This window comes from Deinococcus multiflagellatus (genome assembly GCF_020166415.1).
Taxonomy (GTDB): domain Bacteria; phylum Deinococcota; class Deinococci; order Deinococcales; family Deinococcaceae; genus Deinococcus; species Deinococcus multiflagellatus.
The window spans coordinates 38,959-55,964 of record NZ_JAIQXV010000003.1; the positions used below are offsets into that span (position 1 = coordinate 38,959).

General features: G+C 70.5%; 16 protein-coding genes and 1 riboswitch. Of the genes, 4 read left to right on the top strand and 12 right to left on the bottom strand.

Annotation, left to right across the window (positions count from 1 at the left end; genetic code table 11):
• Positions 1-120: 120 nt before the first annotated feature.
• The 3 genes from K7W41_RS05280 to murD form a co-directional block, all read right to left on the bottom strand.
• Positions 121-933: an EamA family transporter gene (locus tag K7W41_RS05280; RefSeq protein WP_224606174.1), complete on the bottom strand. Its 813-nt coding sequence runs from the start codon at positions 931-933 to the stop codon at positions 121-123.
• Positions 934-1,009: 76 nt separating this feature from the next.
• Positions 1,010-2,122 (bottom strand): FtsW/RodA/SpoVE family cell cycle protein, encoded by a 1,113-nt coding sequence (locus K7W41_RS05285; RefSeq protein ID WP_224605437.1) that lies wholly within the window; start codon positions 2,120-2,122, stop codon positions 1,010-1,012.
• The gene (gene murD / locus K7W41_RS05290) at positions 2,119-3,399 is read right to left on the bottom strand and encodes a UDP-N-acetylmuramoyl-L-alanine--D-glutamate ligase (RefSeq protein WP_224606177.1); all 1,281 of its coding nucleotides are present in this window, start codon (positions 3,397-3,399) and stop codon (positions 2,119-2,121) included. Before murD ends, K7W41_RS05285 begins: the two co-directional genes overlap by 4 nt.
• Positions 3,400-3,521: 122 nt before the next feature.
• Between murD and K7W41_RS05295 the strand changes: the two genes are divergently transcribed.
• Entirely contained in the window at positions 3,522-4,709 is a 1,188-nt protein-coding gene (locus K7W41_RS05295; protein ID WP_224605440.1) for a hypothetical protein, read from the top strand.
• 343 nt (positions 4,710-5,052) lie between these two features.
• Here K7W41_RS05295 and trmFO read toward each other — a convergent pair whose 3' ends face one another.
• Positions 5,053-6,453 (bottom strand): methylenetetrahydrofolate--tRNA-(uracil(54)-C(5))-methyltransferase (FADH(2)-oxidizing) TrmFO, encoded by a 1,401-nt coding sequence (gene trmFO, locus K7W41_RS05300; RefSeq protein WP_224605441.1) that lies wholly within the window; start codon positions 6,451-6,453, stop codon positions 5,053-5,055.
• A 223-nt stretch (positions 6,454-6,676) separates the two neighbouring features.
• On the opposite strand from trmFO, the gene K7W41_RS05305 reads away from it, so the two are divergent.
• A complete protein-coding gene (locus tag K7W41_RS05305) occupies positions 6,677-6,940 on the top strand; it encodes a hypothetical protein (RefSeq protein ID WP_224605444.1) in 264 nt (87 codons plus the stop codon).
• Here K7W41_RS05305 and K7W41_RS05310 read toward each other — a convergent pair whose 3' ends face one another.
• Positions 6,941-7,732 carry a YdcF family protein gene (locus tag K7W41_RS05310; RefSeq protein ID WP_224605446.1) on the bottom strand — a complete coding sequence of 264 codons (792 nt, stop codon included), beginning with the start codon at positions 7,730-7,732 and terminating at the stop codon, positions 6,941-6,943.
• A gap of 43 nt (positions 7,733-7,775) precedes the next feature.
• On the opposite strand from K7W41_RS05310, the gene K7W41_RS05315 reads away from it, so the two are divergent.
• Positions 7,776-8,390: a DUF305 domain-containing protein gene (locus K7W41_RS05315; protein WP_224605448.1), complete on the top strand. Its 615-nt coding sequence runs from the start codon at positions 7,776-7,778 to the stop codon at positions 8,388-8,390.
• Positions 8,391-8,569: 179 nt separating this feature from the next.
• On the opposite strand, the gene K7W41_RS05320 is transcribed toward K7W41_RS05315, so the two are convergent.
• The 3 genes from K7W41_RS05320 to K7W41_RS05330 form a co-directional block, all read right to left on the bottom strand.
• Entirely contained in the window at positions 8,570-9,940 is a 1,371-nt protein-coding gene (locus K7W41_RS05320) for a serine hydrolase (RefSeq protein WP_224605449.1), read from the bottom strand.
• A gap of 524 nt (positions 9,941-10,464) precedes the next feature.
• Positions 10,465-10,773, bottom strand: coding sequence for a hypothetical protein (locus K7W41_RS05325; protein ID WP_224605450.1), 309 nt, complete (start codon positions 10,771-10,773; stop codon positions 10,465-10,467).
• Positions 10,774-10,873: 100 nt separating this feature from the next.
• Positions 10,874-11,722, bottom strand: a complete 849-nt coding sequence (locus K7W41_RS05330) for a GNAT family N-acetyltransferase (RefSeq protein ID WP_318010893.1) — start codon at positions 11,720-11,722, stop codon at positions 10,874-10,876.
• A 353-nt stretch (positions 11,723-12,075) separates the two neighbouring features.
• Between K7W41_RS05330 and K7W41_RS05335 the strand changes: the two genes are divergently transcribed.
• The gene (locus tag K7W41_RS05335) at positions 12,076-12,654 is read left to right on the top strand and encodes a DUF4258 domain-containing protein (protein ID WP_224606180.1); all 579 of its coding nucleotides are present in this window, start codon (positions 12,076-12,078) and stop codon (positions 12,652-12,654) included.
• 66 nt (positions 12,655-12,720) lie between these two features.
• On the opposite strand, the gene K7W41_RS05340 is transcribed toward K7W41_RS05335, so the two are convergent.
• The 4 genes from K7W41_RS05340 to purH all read right to left on the bottom strand — a co-directional run bounded on the left by K7W41_RS05340 (position 12,721) and on the right by purH (position 16,771).
• The gene (locus K7W41_RS05340; protein ID WP_224605452.1) at positions 12,721-13,119 is read right to left on the bottom strand and encodes a hypothetical protein; all 399 of its coding nucleotides are present in this window, start codon (positions 13,117-13,119) and stop codon (positions 12,721-12,723) included.
• A 258-nt stretch (positions 13,120-13,377) separates the two neighbouring features.
• The gene (locus tag K7W41_RS05345) at positions 13,378-14,562 is read right to left on the bottom strand and encodes a cytochrome P450 (protein ID WP_224605454.1); all 1,185 of its coding nucleotides are present in this window, start codon (positions 14,560-14,562) and stop codon (positions 13,378-13,380) included.
• Positions 14,559-15,020 (bottom strand): MarR family winged helix-turn-helix transcriptional regulator, encoded by a 462-nt coding sequence (locus K7W41_RS05350; RefSeq protein WP_224605456.1) that lies wholly within the window; start codon positions 15,018-15,020, stop codon positions 14,559-14,561. Before K7W41_RS05350 ends, K7W41_RS05345 begins: the two co-directional genes overlap by 4 nt.
• Before the next feature lie 185 nt (positions 15,021-15,205).
• Positions 15,206-16,771 carry a bifunctional phosphoribosylaminoimidazolecarboxamide formyltransferase/IMP cyclohydrolase gene (purH, locus tag K7W41_RS05355; protein WP_224605458.1) on the bottom strand — a complete coding sequence of 522 codons (1,566 nt, stop codon included), beginning with the start codon at positions 16,769-16,771 and terminating at the stop codon, positions 15,206-15,208.
• 58 nt (positions 16,772-16,829) lie between these two features.
• Positions 16,830-16,916: riboswitch (ZMP/ZTP riboswitch) on the bottom strand.
• Between the last annotated feature and the right edge of the window lie 90 nt (positions 16,917-17,006).

Here is a 17,006-nt window from a genome sequence, read left to right on the forward strand (position 1 = left end):
ACATCGCGGGGCGAAGGAGGGCCGCCATAAATCGTCAGTCAACGTTGCCCAGTGCGAACGTTGCTCCCCCCTGCCCCTCCGGGGTAGGGGGGCTGGGGCAAACAAGCAAACAAAATCGCCCTACTCCCCCCCCGCCTTCCCCCTCAACTGAATCCCCGCACTCGCCACAACCACACACCCCATCGCCACCCACTGCACCCCCGTCAACCGCTCATGCAAAAACAGCAGCCCACTCAGCGCCGCCAGTGCCGGCTCCAGGCTCATCATCACGCCGAACACCTGCGCCGGAATCGCCCGCAGCGCGCGCATTTCCAGGGTGTAGGGCAGCGCGCTCGACAGCGCCGCCACCGCGAGGCCCGAGAGCAGCACGGCGGGCGACAGCAGGGCCGGCCCCGCCTGCACCGCGCCGAAGGGCAGGGTGACCAGGGCGGCCACCACCATGCCCGCCACCACCCCAGTGCTGCCCGGCACCCGGCGCCCCACCGCCCCGCCGGCCAGGATGTAGGCGGCCCACAGCGCCCCAGCCGTCAGCGCCAGCACGATGCCAATGGGGGACACCTGATGCGCGCCCTGGCCGCCAATGGGGGCAATCAGGGCAATGCCCACGCCCGCCAGGGCCACCCAGCCTACATCGGCGGCGCGGCGCGACAGGGCCAGGGCCAGCAGCAGCGGCCCCAGGAATTCCAGCGTGACCGCCAGCCCCAGCGGCAAAAAGCGCAGCGACTCGTAAAAGGCGAGGTTCATCAGGCCCAGGGCGGCGCCGTAGGGGGCAATGGCGGCCCAGTCGGCGCGGGTCAGTCGGCGCAGGTTGGGGCGGAACACGGCCAGCAGCAGGGCCGCCGCCAGGGTCACGCGCAGGGTGGTGGTGCCGGCCGCGCCCAGGGTGGGAAACAGCGTCTTGGCAAAGGCGGCGCCGCCCTGAATGCTCAGCATGGCCAGCAGCAGGGCCGGAATGGGCGGCAGGCTGAAGCGCCCCGGCACCGTGGCAGCCGCGCCGGGCGCGCCCGGGTCAGTCGGCACTCAGGGCCACCGGGGGGTCGGTTTCGCTGGGTTCGGGCAGGGCGCGGCGCACCTCGCGCATGGCGGAGTGAATGACCCCCAGCGCGAGGCTCATGGTCAGCAGGCTGGAAAAGCCGTAACTCACCAGTGGCAGCGGCACCCCGGTCACGGGAAAGATGCCAGCGGCCACGCACAGGTTCACGAAGGCCTGCCCCACGATCATGAACATGGCGCCAATGGCCAGCACACTGGCGCCGTGGATTTCTGGGGTCATGGGCCGCACCCGGCTGGCGAGGTGCGCCACGTCCAGGGCGGTGGCCACGATCAGCCAGTAGGCAAAGAGCAGGATGGTCACGCCCAGCAGCCCCGAACTGAAGCCCACCGAGGCCACGATCATGTCGGTGTGCTCGCCGAAGTACTCGTAACGGGGGCCGTCCGGGCCCTGCCCGATGATGCCGCCCATGCGCAGGTCGCGGTGGGCCAGCCCAATCTGGTCCAGGCCCTGGGTGGGGTCCTCGCCCCGGTTCTGGTGCCCGGTCAGCCGCTCCATGATGTAGGGGTTGCGCTCCACGTAGATGCCCGCCACCGGAATGGCCAGCAGCCCCAGCGCCAGCATGAAGCCGCTGATGTTGCTGATCCTGACCCCCGCCGCGTACATCAGGATGATGCCCAGCGAGAACATCAGCACGCTGCTGCCCAGGTCTGGCTCCCAGAACACCAGCCCCGTGGTCAGCACGATCATGCCCGTGGCGCTGATCAGCTTGTTCTGCACGCCTCGGCGCGCGAAAAAGGATGCCAGCATCATCACGAGCCCCAGCTTGGCCATCTCGGAAGGCTGAAAGCGGATCACGCCGAAATCCAGCCAGCGCCGGGTGCCGGAACTCTCGGCGGTGCCCACCCCGATAAAGTGCACCAGCACCAGCATCACCAGGGTCACGCCCCACACCCAGGGGCCCAGTTGCAAAAAGGCCCGGGGCCGCAGGCGCGCGGCCAGCAGCGTGAGCCCCAGCGCCAGCAGCGCCTTGGGGCCGTGGTCGAAGATCTTGGCGGGGTCCACCGCCGCCACGCCCAGCAGGCCCATGCTGATCAGCAGCACCTGGGCAATCAGCAGCTGCACGCTCACAGCTGGGCCTCCGTCCGGGCCTGGGCCAGCGCCTGGGCAGCCCGGCGAAAACTCTCGCCCCGGGCCTTGTAGTCGCGGAACTGGTCAAAACTGGTGCCCACCGGGGCCAGCAGCACCGTGCCGCCCCCTGGCAGGGCGTCCAGGCCCGCCTGCACGGCCGCGCGCATGGTGGCCTCGCCGTCCTCGCCGCCCACCACGCGGTAGGGCAGCCCTAGGGCGCGCGCCATCGTCTCGCCGTCCTCGCCAAAGGCGATCACCTGGGCCACCCGGCCCTGGGCCGCCTCGCGCAGGGGGGCCAGTTCGGCGCCCTTGTCCCGGCCGCCCACCAGCCACGCCACCGGGGGCCGGGCGCGCTGCAGGGCCGCTTGCACCGCCAGGGTGCGGGTGGCAATGGAATCTTCGATAAAGGTCACGTCTCCCGCCTGCGCCACCGTTTCAAAGCGGCCCGCCACCGGCTGGGCATGGCGCAGGGCGTCCCCCAGGACCGCTGGATCGGCGGGGCGCCCCAGGTGGGTCAGCAGCGCCTCGGCCGCCAGCAGGGCGGCGGCGGCGTTGGCGGGGTGAACCCCGGCAGGCAGGTCGCCCGGGTCCAGCACGGGCTGGCCGTCCGCCAGCACCAGCCGCGCAGGGTCAAAGGCGCGCACCTGGGCCCGGGTGGGCACGGCCAGCCCGGCAGGCAGCACCAGCACGTCGCCGGCTTCCTGCCCGGCCGTGATGTTGCGCTTGGCGCCGTGGTAGGCCTCCAGGGTGCCGTGGCGGTCCAGGTGGTCCACGCCCAGGTTGGTGATCACCGCCACCGGCAGGCGCAGGCCCGGCACGCGTTCCAGCTGAAAGCTGGAGAGTTCCACCACCGCCACCTCGGCGCGGTCCACCACGTCCAGCAGCGGGGGGTCAATGTTGCCGCCCTCCAGCGCCCGCAGCCCCGAGGCGCGCAGCAACTGGGCCACCAGCACCGTGGTGCTGCCCTTGCCAGCGGTGCCGGTAATGCCCACCATCGGCAGCGCTGGGCGGGCGCGGGCGGCCAGCACCACCTCGCCAATCACCTCGGCGCCGGCCGCGCGCAGCCGGGTCAGGTCCGGGTGGTCAATGGGCACGCCGGGCGCGGCCACCACCGTGCGGTAGGGGCGCGACGCGTCCCCCGGTGCCCAGCCCAGTTCCGCCATCAGCGCCAGATCCTCGGCCGCTGGGCGCGCGTCGATCCACTCGGCCTTTTTGCCCTCGCGGGCCAGAAAGCGCGCCGCCCCCCGGCCACTGCGCCCCAGTCCGTATACCAGCACCCCGTCGTTCACGCCCCCACCATAGAGCAGGGGCGGGGCGCGGCGCTTGAGAAGCGCGCCCACATGGGCAAGAATCGGCAAAGACACCCCCTCAGCCGCCCCCCCACTCACCGGAGGTTTCGATGCTGCGCCGCGCCGCCCTGCTGACCCTGGCCCTGCCCCTGCCCACCGCCGCCCTGGCCGGGGGTGCCGACCCCCTGCGCGTGGGCCCGGCCCTGACCCCGCCGCCCCTCATGGCCCCGGTGCGTGAGGTGGCGCTGGCCGCCGCCCCCGACGGCACCCTGCACCTGGGCGCGGTGGTGGACAGCGGCCGTTTTTCTTCTGGGCGCGGCACCTTTACCGGGCGCGTGGTGCGGGTGTGGCGCAGCCAGGGCGGCGCGTGGCAGCCCCTGGGCGACGTGCTGAATTACCGCCAGCCCCGCCCGGCTTCCAACCTGAACCTCGTGCTGGATGAGCAGGGGCGCCCGGCCGCCGTGTGGAACGAGAACTACGGCGACAACGACGTGGTGGAACTGCGGGCGTGGCGTGAAGGCCAGGGCTGGACCGACTGGGCCGGGCGCTACCTGGGCGACGACCTGCCTTACGCGGCGCGCACCCGCGCCGTGGCGGCGTGGCAGGGCGAAATTGTGCTGGCCTGGGGCGAGTACCTGCGCAAGCCCGACGGCAGCCAGCTGACGGTGCGGCGCTGGGACCCGGCCCAGAAAAGCTGGGTGCGGGGGCCGGCGTTTAACGACATCCGCACGTTTTCCCGGACCCCGGCCCTGGCCCTGACCCGCAGCGGGCAGCCGGTGGTGGCGTGGCTGCAGGGCGAGGTCACCGAAAGCCGCGTGCTGGCTGCGCGCTGGACTGGGGCACGCTGGCAGCCCCTGGGCGGCGCCCTGAACGCCCAGCCCGCCTACGTGGCCTCTACCCGCATGGTGCTGGACGGCCAGGACCGGCCCACGGTGGCGTGGCTGCAGCAGGTGCAGGGCCAGGACACCCTGCTGGCCACGCGCTGGGACGGCGCGCGCTGGGTACCGATGGGCGGGGCGCTCAGTCGCCTGTACGCTTCGGCGCCGGCGCTGGCCACCGATCCGGCGGGGCACGCGGTGCTGGCCTGGGTGGAAGAGCGCCTCAGCGACGGGCTGGGGCAGATTCACGCGGCGCGCTGGGATGGGCGGGCGTGGGCGGCGTGGCCGGTGCTGAACCGGAGCCTGAAGCGGGACGCGCGGTCGCCGGCGGTGGCGGTGGACCGGCAGGGGCGGGTGACGGTGGCTTGGCGGGAGGATGTGGGGGGGCGGTATACGGTGCAGGTGCAGCGGTTGCGGTAGGGGGGTGGGGGCAGGTCTTCTTTGCTGGCTTGCCCCACCCCCCAGCCCCCTACCCCAGAGGGGCAGGGGGAGTTTTTCCGCTGCGCTCGGCAAACGTTGACTGGCGGTGTGGAGCGGCCTTCCTTCGCCCCGCTGTGTACGCCGTCGCCCTGCTCCGCCCATCGTCGTACGCCCGCGCCCTTCGGGCACGACGGCTTCGTCTGGACCTGGGCGGTATGAGGGCAGGAAGGCTTGGTGTGCCCCAGAAGGTTCTACTTTTCAAAAGACAAAAGATAGGGCGATGTTTTGACCCTCTCCCAACGGGAGAGGGCCTTGCGCAGCAAGGGGTGAGGGGGTCTCTCGCTCAGACGCTGGCGACTTCGGGTTCTGCGGGTGTCTCGGTCAGGATGGCAGGCGCGGTCACACTCAGGCCGGCTTCGGCCTGTGCCCAGGTCATAAACGCATTCAGGCCACGGTGGAACATCACCGGGCGCTTTTCGCGTTTGCCCAGCTTGCGGGGTTTGCCAGTCTTGGGGTTCACCTCGGCGGGCAGTTCGGGGACCAGGGCCCAGTTCACGTTCATGGGCTGGAAGCCCTTGGGGTTGGCGCTGGCGAGGTAGCGGGTCAGGCCGCCCAGCATGGATTCGGCCGGGGGGGTCAGGGGCGGCAGGCCCAGGGCCAGTCGGGCGGCATTGGTGCCGGCCAGCCAGCCGGTGGCGGCGCTTTCCAGGTAGCCCTCGGTGCCGGCCAGCACGCCTGCCACAAATTTCTGCGCGTCGGCGCGCAGCTGCAGGGTGGAGTCCAGCACCGCCGGCGCGTTCAGGTAGGTGTTGCGGTGCATCACGCCGTAGCGCACAATCTCGGCGTTTTCCAGCCCTGGAATCAGTTGCACCACCGCTTTCTGGTCGCCCCACTTCAGGCCCGTCTGAAAGCCCACCAGGGACCACATGCGGCCCTCGCGGTCTTCCTGGCGCAGCTGGGCCACGGCGTAGGGCCAGCGCCCGGTGCGGGGGTTGTCCAGGCCCTTGGGGCTCATGGGGCCAAAGCGCGGCGTGTCCACGCCCCGGCGCGCAATTTCTTCAATGGGCATGCAGCCCTCGAAAAATTCCAGCTTCTCCCAGTCGTGCGGCGTGTGGGCGCGGGCCTGCTCCAGCGCCCCAAAAAACGCCAGGTACTCCTCTTTGGTAAAAGGGCAGTTGATGTAATCGGCACTCTGGTCGTAGCGGCCCGCGCGCCACGCCACGTCCATGTTGATGCTCTCGAAGGCGATCACCGGGGCGGCGGCGTCATAAAAGCTCAGGCGCTCGCTACCCGTCAGCTGGGCAAGGTCGGCGGCCAGCGCGTCCGAGGTCAGGGGCCCGGAGGCGATCACGGCGATGCCCTGGGGCACAGCGGTGACTTCCTCGCCCCGCACCTCAATCAGCGGGTGTTCGCGCACCGCCTGGGTCACGCGGGCGCTGAATTCATCGCGCTCCACGGCCAGCGCGTTGCCGGCGGGCAACTTGGAGGCGTCGGCGGCCCCCACAATCTCGCCGCCCACGGAGCGCAGTTCGGCCTGCAGCAGGCCCTTGCTCTGCAGTTCGCCCTCGCCGCCCAGCGAGTTGCTGCACACCAGTTCGGCGAAGTTGCCGCTGCGGTGCGCGGGGGTCATCTTGACCGGGCGCATTTCATACAGGCGCACCCGCACGCCCAGCCGCGCGGCGGCCAGCGCCGCCTCCGAGCCCGCCAGGCCTGCGCCCACCACCGTGATCATCCGCTCACTCATCAAGCAGCGAGTGTAGGGGAAAGGAGGGCGGGGATTTGTGGGGTGGGGAAGGGCAGGAGGGGAGGGCCATGCGGCACACCTTCGATTTGGTCGGAGAGCCGCCGCCGCTCAACGGTGCGGTGGTTCAGGCGTTGATGGCCGAAGAGTTCCGCTCTACAGATTTGGTCTGTTCGCCCCATATCGTGTGGCTGCGCCTGGAAGGCCAGTGGTGGCGCATGGCCCCATGCTGGCCTGGCCGTCATCGGACACAGCGCCCCTGGCCTGGGAAGTGCCTGAAGAGGGTCTGTTTGCGCCCCTGCGCGATCTGGGAAATGAAACGGGGCTCCGGGGGCAAACACTGGCGGGCTGGTTGTATGGCGTCAGGCAGACCACACCCAGCCTCTCACTGCAGTTTCAGGACGGACGGCAGATCAGCTTCTTCGGGAGTGATCACTCATGGCGCGAGTTTGAAGTTGTGCAGTGGACGCTTGACCCGGGCCAGCTCTGATTACCGCTCCGGCGTGCCGCCCAGGGCCGCCTTTACGCGCGACAGGCTCTCGTAGGCCAGGATGCGTGCGGCCCACAGGCGGTCAGCCGGCAAGGGCAGCGTTTCGTCAAAGCGCACCTCGGGGGCGGGCACGCTGAGCACGTTCACGCCCTGGGCCCGGAACAGCGCGGCGGCGCGGCGCGAGTGGCTGGGGCTGGTCACGAGCAGCACCCGGGTCCAGCCGCGCGCCTGGGCAAGGTCGCGCACGCGGGCCGCCTCGTCGCGGGTGGTGGTCACGTTGGTCAGGGTGAGCACCTGCGGACCCGGCGAAGGCACCAGCGCGCGGAGGTGCGCCTGGGCCAGCGTGCTGATTTTCGGACAGCCCCGGGCCCCGATCAGCCCGGACTGTTCGGACACGGTGACCACGGGCGCGTAGCCCGCCCGCCACAGTTCCAGCCCCCGCACCAGGCGGCTGAGGCTGCTGGGCTCCAGGGTGCGGGTGCCGCACTGCACCCCGCCCCCCAGCACCACAATGGCGTCGGCGGGCTGGGGCCCCTGGGCCAGGGTCAGGGCAGCCAGCGGCGCGCGCAGCACCGGGGTCAGCAGGCACAGCCACAGGCCCAGGGCCAGCGCGCCCGCGCCCAGCCGCAGCGCGCGCCACGCGGGCGGCCACTCCCCGACCAGGGCGCCCACCAGCACCAGCCCGATTAGCAGGCCCACCGGCGCGCGCACATCGCCAAAAAAGGCCGCCAGAATCCCCAGCGCCGCCCCCAGCACGCCGCCGCCCACACTGCCCCGCCACTGCGCCCGCATCTGGGGCAAGTCTACCGGGGGGCGGCGCCTATACTCGCCCCTGATGCCGCGCCGAATTCTGCTGCCTGTGCTGCTGCTCCTGGCTGGGGTGCTGGCCGCCGCCCTGCTGCTGGCCCCGCGCCTCCTGCCCCCGGGCGAGCAAAGCCCGGAGGTCCGCTTCGTGCGCGAGATGACCCAGCACCACACCCAGGCGGTGGACATGGCCATTCGTATCCGCGAGCGCAGCCGCGACCCGCAGCTGCGCACCATTGCCCTGGACATGCTGCTTTCGCAGCAGGAGCAGATTGGGCAGATGCGCGGCTGGCTGACCATCTGGGGCCGGCCCTGGGGCGGCGAGGGCATGAGCGCCGAGCACGCCCGCATGATGGGCATGGCGACCCCCGCCGAGGTGGCGCGCATCAGCACCCTGCCGCCCCGGCAGAGCGAGGTGCAGTTTCTGCAGCTGATGACCCGGCACCATCAGGGGGCGCTGGCAATGGTCACGCCGGTGCTGGAGGCGCGGGTGCGCCCGGAAGTGCGGGCCCTGGCTGCCCAGATTCAAAATGCCCAGGCCGCCGAGATCCGCCTGATGACCACGCTGCTGAGAGAACGGGGCGCCCAGCCGCTGCCCGCGCCGGGGGGCATGGACATGGGGGGCCACGACCACAGCCGTCCGTAGAAAGCTGAATGGGGGCGGATCAGAACCGGCGGCGCGGGAGGATGAAGAGGCCGGTTCCATCATCCACCGTTTCCCCCTGGCCGTGCAGGTCGGCCGCCGGGGGCGCCCATCTGTCTGACGGGGTTTTGCCTCTGCCCTGGCCGAGGCTTCGTTGGCCCCGGCCACTCGGCTTCCAGGCCCTACCGGCGCACGCGGCGGGCGGGTTCGCTCTGGCCGCTCTGCTGGAACATCACCTGCTCGGCCTGCCCCCCGGTGACGGGGCCGAACACCAGTTCGGCGCCCACGGCTTGCAGCAGGAACCGGTCGGGGGCCACCGCGATCAGTGGAAAGATCTGGTCGCTGACGGTCACCCGCAGGCCCGCCCCCTGACGCCGCACCTCAAACTGCTGGCCGTCCGCAAAGGCGTAGGTGCCCACGTAGCGGTCCAGCACGGCGGCCGGCACCGAGACCACCCTGGGCTTGACCGGCAGCGTGTAGGGCTGACCATGCACCAGGGCCGCCAGATCGTCGGCCATGAGGCCCACTGGGGCTGTGGAAACGTTGGACAGCACCGTAATGGTCAGGTCCTCGGCCGGGTAGGTGCGAAGAAGGGCCATGTAGCCGTCAATGTTGCCGTTGTGTTCGGTGCGCGCCGGCTCTGCCCCGCTGGCCGGCGTGATGAGCCAGCCGTAGCCATACCGCGAGTCCTGACCCGGGGCCACCGGGACCGCCGGGGTGAACATCTGGGCGGTGGCGGCCTTGGAGAGCACCCGGCCTCCCTGCAGGGCGTGAATCCAGGCATCCAATTCGCGCGCGGTGCTGATCAGCGCGCCCGCCCCCGAGGCCACGCTGGCGTCCACATGGTCGGCGTTGGTGTAGGTGGTGCCGTCAAAGTCGTAGCCGGACGCGCGGCCCGCGCGCAGGGGCTGCGGGGCGTCGTAGTCGGTGAGCTTCAGGCCCGCCGGGGCCAGCACCTGCTGGCGCAGAAAATCGGCGTACGGCTGACCCGAGGCCACCTCCACCACCCGGCTCAGCAGCACGTACCCGGCGTTGCTGTACTGAAATTTGGTGCCCGGCGCAAAGTTCAGCGGCTGCCCCGCAAAGCGCGCGATCAGGGCATCGAGGGTGTGGGGCAGGGCCTTGAAGGTGGCAAACGCGTCGCGGTCGGTGTAGTCGGCCACCCCGGCGGTGTGGGTCAGGAGCTGGTGCAGGGTGATCTCCTGGGCGTGCGGGTAGGCTGGCAGAAACCGCGAAAGGCGGTCCCCCACATTCAGTTTGCCCTGGTCCTGCAGCTTCAGGATGGCGGCGGCGGTGAAGCTCTTGCTGATCGAGGCGATACGGAACAGCGTGTCCGGGGTAACGCGCGCTCCCAGTTCCAGGTTGGCCTGCCCAGCCGTGCCCGCGTACAGGGTGCGCCCCCGCTGGGTGATCAGCACCGTGCCCATAAAGCCGGTGGCCTGGGCCTGCGCCTGCACGTACGCGGCGGCGGCCTCGGGGATGCGGGCGGGCGTGGCGGCGCCGGCTGCACCAGCGAGAAGAAGAAGGGCCGTCAGGGGAAGATGAAGGGTCATCACGCGGCACAGTCTGACTGCCCGCCGTCTGGGCGCCGCCCCCAGAAAGCAGCAGACCGAAAGGTGGAGGGTGGAAGGGTCCAGAGTGCGCCGTCACCCAGCGGCGGCCTGTTCAATCCCAGGGGCGAACAGTGGCCCCTCAATGCCGCTCGCCTCGGCAAGCCTTTGGAGAGTTCTAGAGCAGATGACCTAAAGATGATGTTGGGTCTCGACCCGCTCCCCTCGTGGGACTCGAAGAGCGGCGCCGCAGCGAGGGGAGAGGGGTCTCTGGTCAACCGCTCTAAAAATCTGCGCAGCGTCGCTCGCCAAACACGCTGTTTCAGCCCGTCCCCCCTTACGGGAGACTCGCAGAGCTGCCCCGCGCAGGCTGAGAGGAGGGCACAGGCCAAGCGTTCCAGACGACGTTTCCGCCCTCTCACCTCATCAGGCTTGAAAACGTTTCGCCTCCTTGCTCAGAGGTTTTGATGGTATTGACCTGGGGTCCCTCTACCTTCTGCGGTCCGTTCAGGCCGGGGCCCTTACCCTTACCAGCTGTCCTCGTCCCAGTCGTCGCGTTTGTTCTCCCGCCGCTCCCGGCGGCGCTCTTCCTTGCCGTTCTTGCGCTTGGGGCGGGGGGGCAGGGACAGCACATAGGGCCGCTCGGGCTGGCAGGGGGCCGGAACCTCGCCCAGCGTCTCGCCGGGGTCGGCGGTGCGGAGGTTGCCGGCCACATGCAGGTGGCGCTCGCCGCAGTAGGGGCAGCTGTCCACCACCCAGAACATCACGCGGGTGCCCGGCATGTCGCGCAGGGTCACGAACGCGGGTTGTGGGGAACGCCGATCCTTCTTGGCCACGGAGGCAGCTTACGGCCCGGCCGGGCGCGCATCTGTGGGCAAGCCCGGGTTTGGGTGGGGGAACACGCAACGCGCTTCCCCGCTCCCCGCCCAAAGCCCTTTACACGTCCTCGTCGCCCTCTTTCATGTAGGTCACCACGCTGCGGCAGTGGGTCAGGCCCGCGCGGGCGTACAGGGCGCGGGCGGGCTTCATGTGGTCGTGGGCCCGCACGCGCAGGGTGCGCAGTTCCGGGCGGGTGTCGGCCTCGGCGGCGGCCAGGGCCAGCAGGGTCAGGCCGTAGCCCTGGCCGCGCTCGGCGGGGTGCACGGCCACGTAGGTCACGTCGGCGCGGGCGTCCTCGGCGTTGAATTCCAGCTCGGCAAAGCCCACAGGTTGCTCGCCGCGCAGCAGGGCGACCAGCCGCACATCGGGGCGCGCGAAATGTTCGTCCACCTGCTCCGGGGTCCAGTTCAGGCGCTCGGCCCAGGTGTCCTCGCTGGCGCGGAACAGCTCGCGGTAGGTGGCCAGCGGCAGGTGGTGCACAATCCGGTGCCCGGCCGGCGCGCAGGCGTGCGGGGTCAGGCGCGACAGCGGGGCGCTGTAGAAGTCGGTGGTGTGCATGGGGGCAAAGCCGGCGGCCTCCAGGGCTTCCCGCACCGGGAGGTTGTCGCGCGCGGCAAAGGCGTACACCGGCAGGCCATCGGCCCGCTCCAGGGCGTGGCGCAGCAGCGGCCCCACCTGCCCGCCGTCGCTGATCGGTCCTTCCATCACCAGCCCGTCCCGGAAGGGCGACAGGGCGCAGTAGGCCAGCACGCCCTCCTCGTCCGCGTCCACCAAGCAGGTGCAGTCCTCGCATTCCACCTTCAGTTCGCCTTCGCTGCGCGCTTCGGGCGAGAAGACCTCGCGCTCGGGGGCGTCGTCCATCCAGTTGAGCAGCGCGAGGACATCGGGCACATCTGTGGCCAGCATGGGGCGGATCATGGCAGGAACCTCCGAAGAAAAAAGGCAGAAAGAGGAGGGGCAGAACCAAGCACACTGTCGAACCAGACACAATCAGGGTAGCCACCCGCCGCCGCGCCTGTCTGCGCCGGGCCTCACGCTGCGGGGCCCGGCGTGCGTGCTATGCTGCGCCCATGCCCTGAACAGGGTACGACGCCCCCTTCCCCACAGACACGAACCGCGTGTTTGAGGGGCCTTTTCTTTTTGAGCCCCCTGTTCAGGCGCGCTTTTCCCGGAGGTGCTTCGCCGTGACCAGACACCGTAGCAGAAGCCCAGGCGCGCCCAAGACCGGCGGGCCGCCACAGGCCATCAAACTGGGTGAAGTGCAGGCCAGTACGGACCTGCTGCAACTGCGCGCCCAGCTGTCTCGCGCCGAAAAGGCTGCGCGGCGCACGCCGCCTTCGCCCCCACCCCGGGCGGCCAGCCCGCAGGCGCCCCTGAAGCCGCAGCGGCAGGCCGAACTGGCGGGCGTGAGCACCGACGATTTCAGCCTCGCGCGCGCCCACGCCCGCTTACGCGACGCCGTGTACGACGGCCGCTATCACCTGTGCCCCCACGCGATCAGCCACGCCCGCGCCGAGGGCTTTCTGGAACACGACGTGCTGAACGTGTTGCTGACGGGCCGGGTGCGCGCCGTGTACACCGAGGAACGCCGCTGGCTGGTGTGCGGCTATTTCGAGGCCTGCGGGGTGGCCCTGCCGCTGCATGTGGTGGCCGAGCCGCACGGGGACGGCCATGTGGATATCGTGACGGCCTTTGTGCCCAAGCACCCGCACCACATCATCAGCCGCGCCCGGCTGGCGCTGATGCTGCGTTACGACGAGCAGATCGTGCGCGCCCGCACCGCCCACGCCGGCAACCGCGTGGGCCACCGGGGCAAGGGCCGCAAAAAGAGCGCGTAGCAGGGCAGGCCGCACATTGGGCCGCCGGGTGACGCTTCATCGCCCGGCGGCCCGCGTGGTTGCCGCTCAGCGCACGCTGGACATGAACAGGTTGTAGATCGCTCCCTGCCACTCCGCCTGCCCCTGAAGCTGGAAATGCACCTCGGTCAGCAGGACTGGCTGCCCGGCCGGGTCCACGAAGCGCAGCGCGCCTTCATAACGCAGATTCAGCCAGCGTTCCACTATGGGAATGACTCTGTGTGCCGTGTCCGGCTGTTCCAAGAGGCGCCGGAAACTGGGAAAGGACACCTGACGGCCACTGCCGGCCTTGGTGTGCCCCAGGTGGGTGGGCCGGGCCGTGGAACCACAGCCCGGGCAGGTGATGGGCAACCCCACCTGCTGCTCGTAGATCAGCCAGGACGCATGGCAGTCCGGGCAGCTCAGGATGGCGCTGGGCTGGTCCTGTGGCAGAGGCTGGAAAGGCACAGCGTTACGGTATCCGGTTCGGCCTGACCGTGGATTCCAGATTCAGTGTGGTTAGGGCAGAGCCCATGACAGCGGCTGCCAGTTCCGGCCTGGGGCCAAAAAGCGGCCCCTCAATTTCGTGGGCGCCGCTGTCCTTCCCCGACGCCCACTTTGTTCGCCTCGGAGCTATTGAGGGGAACCCCCGGGGTGGCTCTGGGCTCTGCTCTGAGTGCCATCCAGACAGGTGGCTGTCCTGGTCGCGCTCTTCGGCTGCCCCGGTCAGCGGCCCAGGGCCACGCGCATGCCGCGCAGTTCGTAGCCCTGCACCACCTCATTGAACGTGACTCTGGGCGGCGAGACGAGGCGCAGGTCGCGCCACATCAGCAGGCGGCGCAGGAACACGTCGCTTTCGCGGATGGCCAGAAAGGCCCCCGGGCAGCGGTGGTGGCCGTCCCCAAAGGCCAGCACCGGGGGCTGCACGCCGCGCGGCAGCGGGCGCCCCGGGCACAGGGTCGCCGGGTCCGCGCCCGCCACGGCCGGGTCCTCGTTGGTGTCGCGGATGTTCAGGGCCAGCAGGCGGCCCGCCGGAATCACCTCGCCCCCCACCGTCAGGTCGCGCACGGTGCGGCGGTAAAGGGTGGACACCACCGGCTCGACCCGCAGAATTTCGTGCAGCACGGCGTGGCGCTCGCGCTCGGTGCCGTGGACATAGTGCCAGCGCAGTTCGGGCTCGCGCAGCAGGTGCCACGCGGCCACCGTGATGAACTCGCGGGTGGTCACCATGCCCGCCGTGCCGTAGGTGAGGCACTCGGTCAGGATTTCCAGGTCGCTGTAGTTCTGGTCCAGCAGATGGCTGATCAGGTCGTCACGCCGCTCGCGTCGGCGCCGGGCAATGGCGGGTTTCACGTCCAGCAGGTAAAAGGCCAGCAGGTGGCGCTGGTCCAGCACCTGCTGCAGCCGCGAGGCCCCTTCGCCCCGGGGCCGGTCCCCTTCCACAAAGGTGGTCACGCGGCGGTGCAGCCCTGGCAGGGCGCTGTCGGTGAGGCCCACCACCTGCGCGGCCACGCGCACAGCCATCGTCAGGCTCAGGTCGTCCACGTTCGCCTCGCCGGTCCGGGCCAGCTGGCCCAGCAGGTCGTCGGCCAGGGCGGCAATCATGGGGTGGTAGGTCGCCACGGCGGCGGGGGTGAAGTACCGCGCGGTGTCGCGGCGCATCTCGTGGTGGGTGTCGCCCTCGGTGTACAGCACGGGTTTGTTGCGCAGCACGCTGGCGCCCTGCAACTGGTCGGCCCCGAAGCCGGCCTGCACCACATCGTCGCTGCGCAGCACCTCGCGCGCGGTCTGGAAATCGTGAATGTGGTACGCCTCGCCCTCCAGGCGCAGGGGGGCGCCGGCGCGGGGCGAGGCTGCAGGCAGGCGGGTCAGGCTGCCGTGGCCAAAGGGGCACTGGGCGGGGGTGGTCATGATCGGTCCTCCGGGGAAAGGGCGGCGAGGCGTTCGAGCGCGGCCGTCACCGGGTCAAGGTCGGTGTTCAGCGTGGTCAGGGCGGGGGCGGTCACGGCCTGCACGGTCTGCATGGCGCTGGCCCAGATGGCCTGCCCCAGCGGCTCAATGTGCAGGGCGTGCGAGCGGGCGTCCCCCGGGTCGCGGCGGCGGGCAATAGCGTGCAGGTCGTCCAGGCGGCGCAGGATGCGGGCCACCTCGTAGCGGGGCACCTTCAGCTGCCGGGCCAGTTCGGCCGGGGTGATGGGCCCCGCCTGCACGTAACTGAGCGCAATGAAGGTCCGCAGGTCCAGGCTGTGCTGGCGCTCCAGCGCCGCGTGCAGCCGCGTACTCATGACCTGCCACACGCCCCAGTACGCCGCCAGAAACCGCAGCGGCTGGGCCTGCAGGTCCGGGGAAGGGGGAGGGGAAACGGACATGATTGCATTCTGCAACTATTTCTTCAGAAGAAGCTGAGAGGAGGGTGGAGACAGGGCTGGCGATTTTCGCTTCCTGGCTCAGCGGGCACGCGGCCGATCACCACACAGAGGCGTCAGCTGCGTGTGGGGCAGAGAGCGGGACGCGGCGGGGTTTTGGCCCCCGCCGCGTCCCTTTCCCGCCTGACTTAGTGCCGGAAGTGGCGTGAACCCGTGAACACCATGCTCACGCCCAGTTCGTTACAGGCGGCAATCACTTCGGGGTCACGCTTGGCGCCACCGGGTTGCAGAATGGCGCGCACGCCCGCCCCGGCAGCCAGCCGCACCACATCGTCAAAGGGGAAGAACGCCTCCGAGGCCAGGACCGAGCCCTGGGCGCGGTCGCCCGCGTTGGCCACCGCGCGCTCGGCGGCCCAGATGCGGCTGACCGCCCCGGCCCCCAGGCCCACCGTGACCCCGTCCCGGGCCAGCACCACCGCGTTGCTGCGCGCGTGCTTGACCGTGGCCCAGGCAAAGCGCAGATCCAGCCATTCCTGCTCGGTGGGTTCGCGGTTGGTGACCACCTCGGTGCACAGGTCGTCCCAGGGGCGGGTGTCGCGTTCCTGCACGGCAAAGCCGCCGGTCAGGGGCCGCACGTCCAGTCGGCTGACCCCGGCCGTGGGGCCCGCCACCAGCACACGCAGGTCCGGCTTCTTCTCGGCGAACCACGCGGCGGCCTCCGGGCTGACCTCGGGGGCGATCAGCACCTCCAGGAAGGTGCCGCGCATGGCCTGCGCGGCTTCCAGGTCCACCGGGCGGCTGAGGGCCACCACGCCGCCGAACACGCTGAGGGTATCGGCGTCCCGGGCGCGTTCCCAGGCGGTGCGGGCGCTCTGTGCCAGGGCCACGCCGCAGGGGTTGGCGTGCTTGACCGCCACGCAGGCCACTTCGTGGCCGGGCACCGCCGCTTCCTGCTCGCTCAATTCCTGGCACAGGGCCCAGGCGGCGTCGGCGTCGGCGTAGTTGTTAAAGCTCATGGGCTTGCCGCTCAGCAGCCGCGCGTCCAGCACCGGGCCCTGCGCGGCGCCCAGGCGGTAGATCGCGCCGGGCTGGTGCGGGTTTTCGCCGTAGCGCACCTGCGCGGCGCGGGTCAGGTTCAGGGTCAGCGTCTCGGGCAGTGCGGTGGGCAGCTCATCCGACGTGCCTTCCAGATAGGCGGTAATGGCGGCGTCATACTCGCTGGTGTGGCGGTAGGCCTTGGCCGCCAGCCGCTGGCGCTCGGCTGCGCTCACCTCGTCCTGCAGGGCCACCGGGTAATCGGCCGGGTCCACCAGCACCAGCACGCCCGCGTGGTTCTTGGCCGCCGAGCGGATCATGGCAGGCCCGCCGATGTCAATGTTCTCGATCACCTCGGGGAAGGCCGCGCCGCGCGCCACCGTTTCCCGGAAGGGATAGAGGTTCACGCACACCAGATCAATGGTGCCAATCCCGTGCTGTGCCAGTTGGTCCAGGTGTCCGGGCTCGCGGCGCGCCAGGATGCCGCCGTGCACGGCCGGGTGCAGGGTCTTGACCCGGCCGTCCAGCATCTCGGGAAAGCCGGTCACGTCGCTGACCTGCCGGGCGGCAATGCCCGCCTCGACAATGCTCTGGTAGGTGCCGCCCGTGCTGAGAATTTCCCAGCCGCGCTCGGCCAGCTGGCGGGCAAATTCCACCACGCCGGTCTTGTCGCTCACGGAAAGAAGGGCGCGTTTGGGGGGGTGGGGTGTGTGGGTCACAGTGCTCTCCAGGGCTGCAGGCCCCGCCCCGGCGCCGGGGGGGCCAGAACGGGCTTCAGAGGGTGACCCAGGCGCGCGATCAGGAGTGGGGTGTGGGGGCTTCCCCGTGGTCTGTCCACGTTCTGCGCCAGTCGCCCCCAACGCTTCAGCGGGTAGTGTAACGCGCCCCCCAGGCGGGGGCGCTCCGCAGTGCTGGACAGGGCGGCCAGAACAGCGCGGGCGTGGGGGAAGGCTC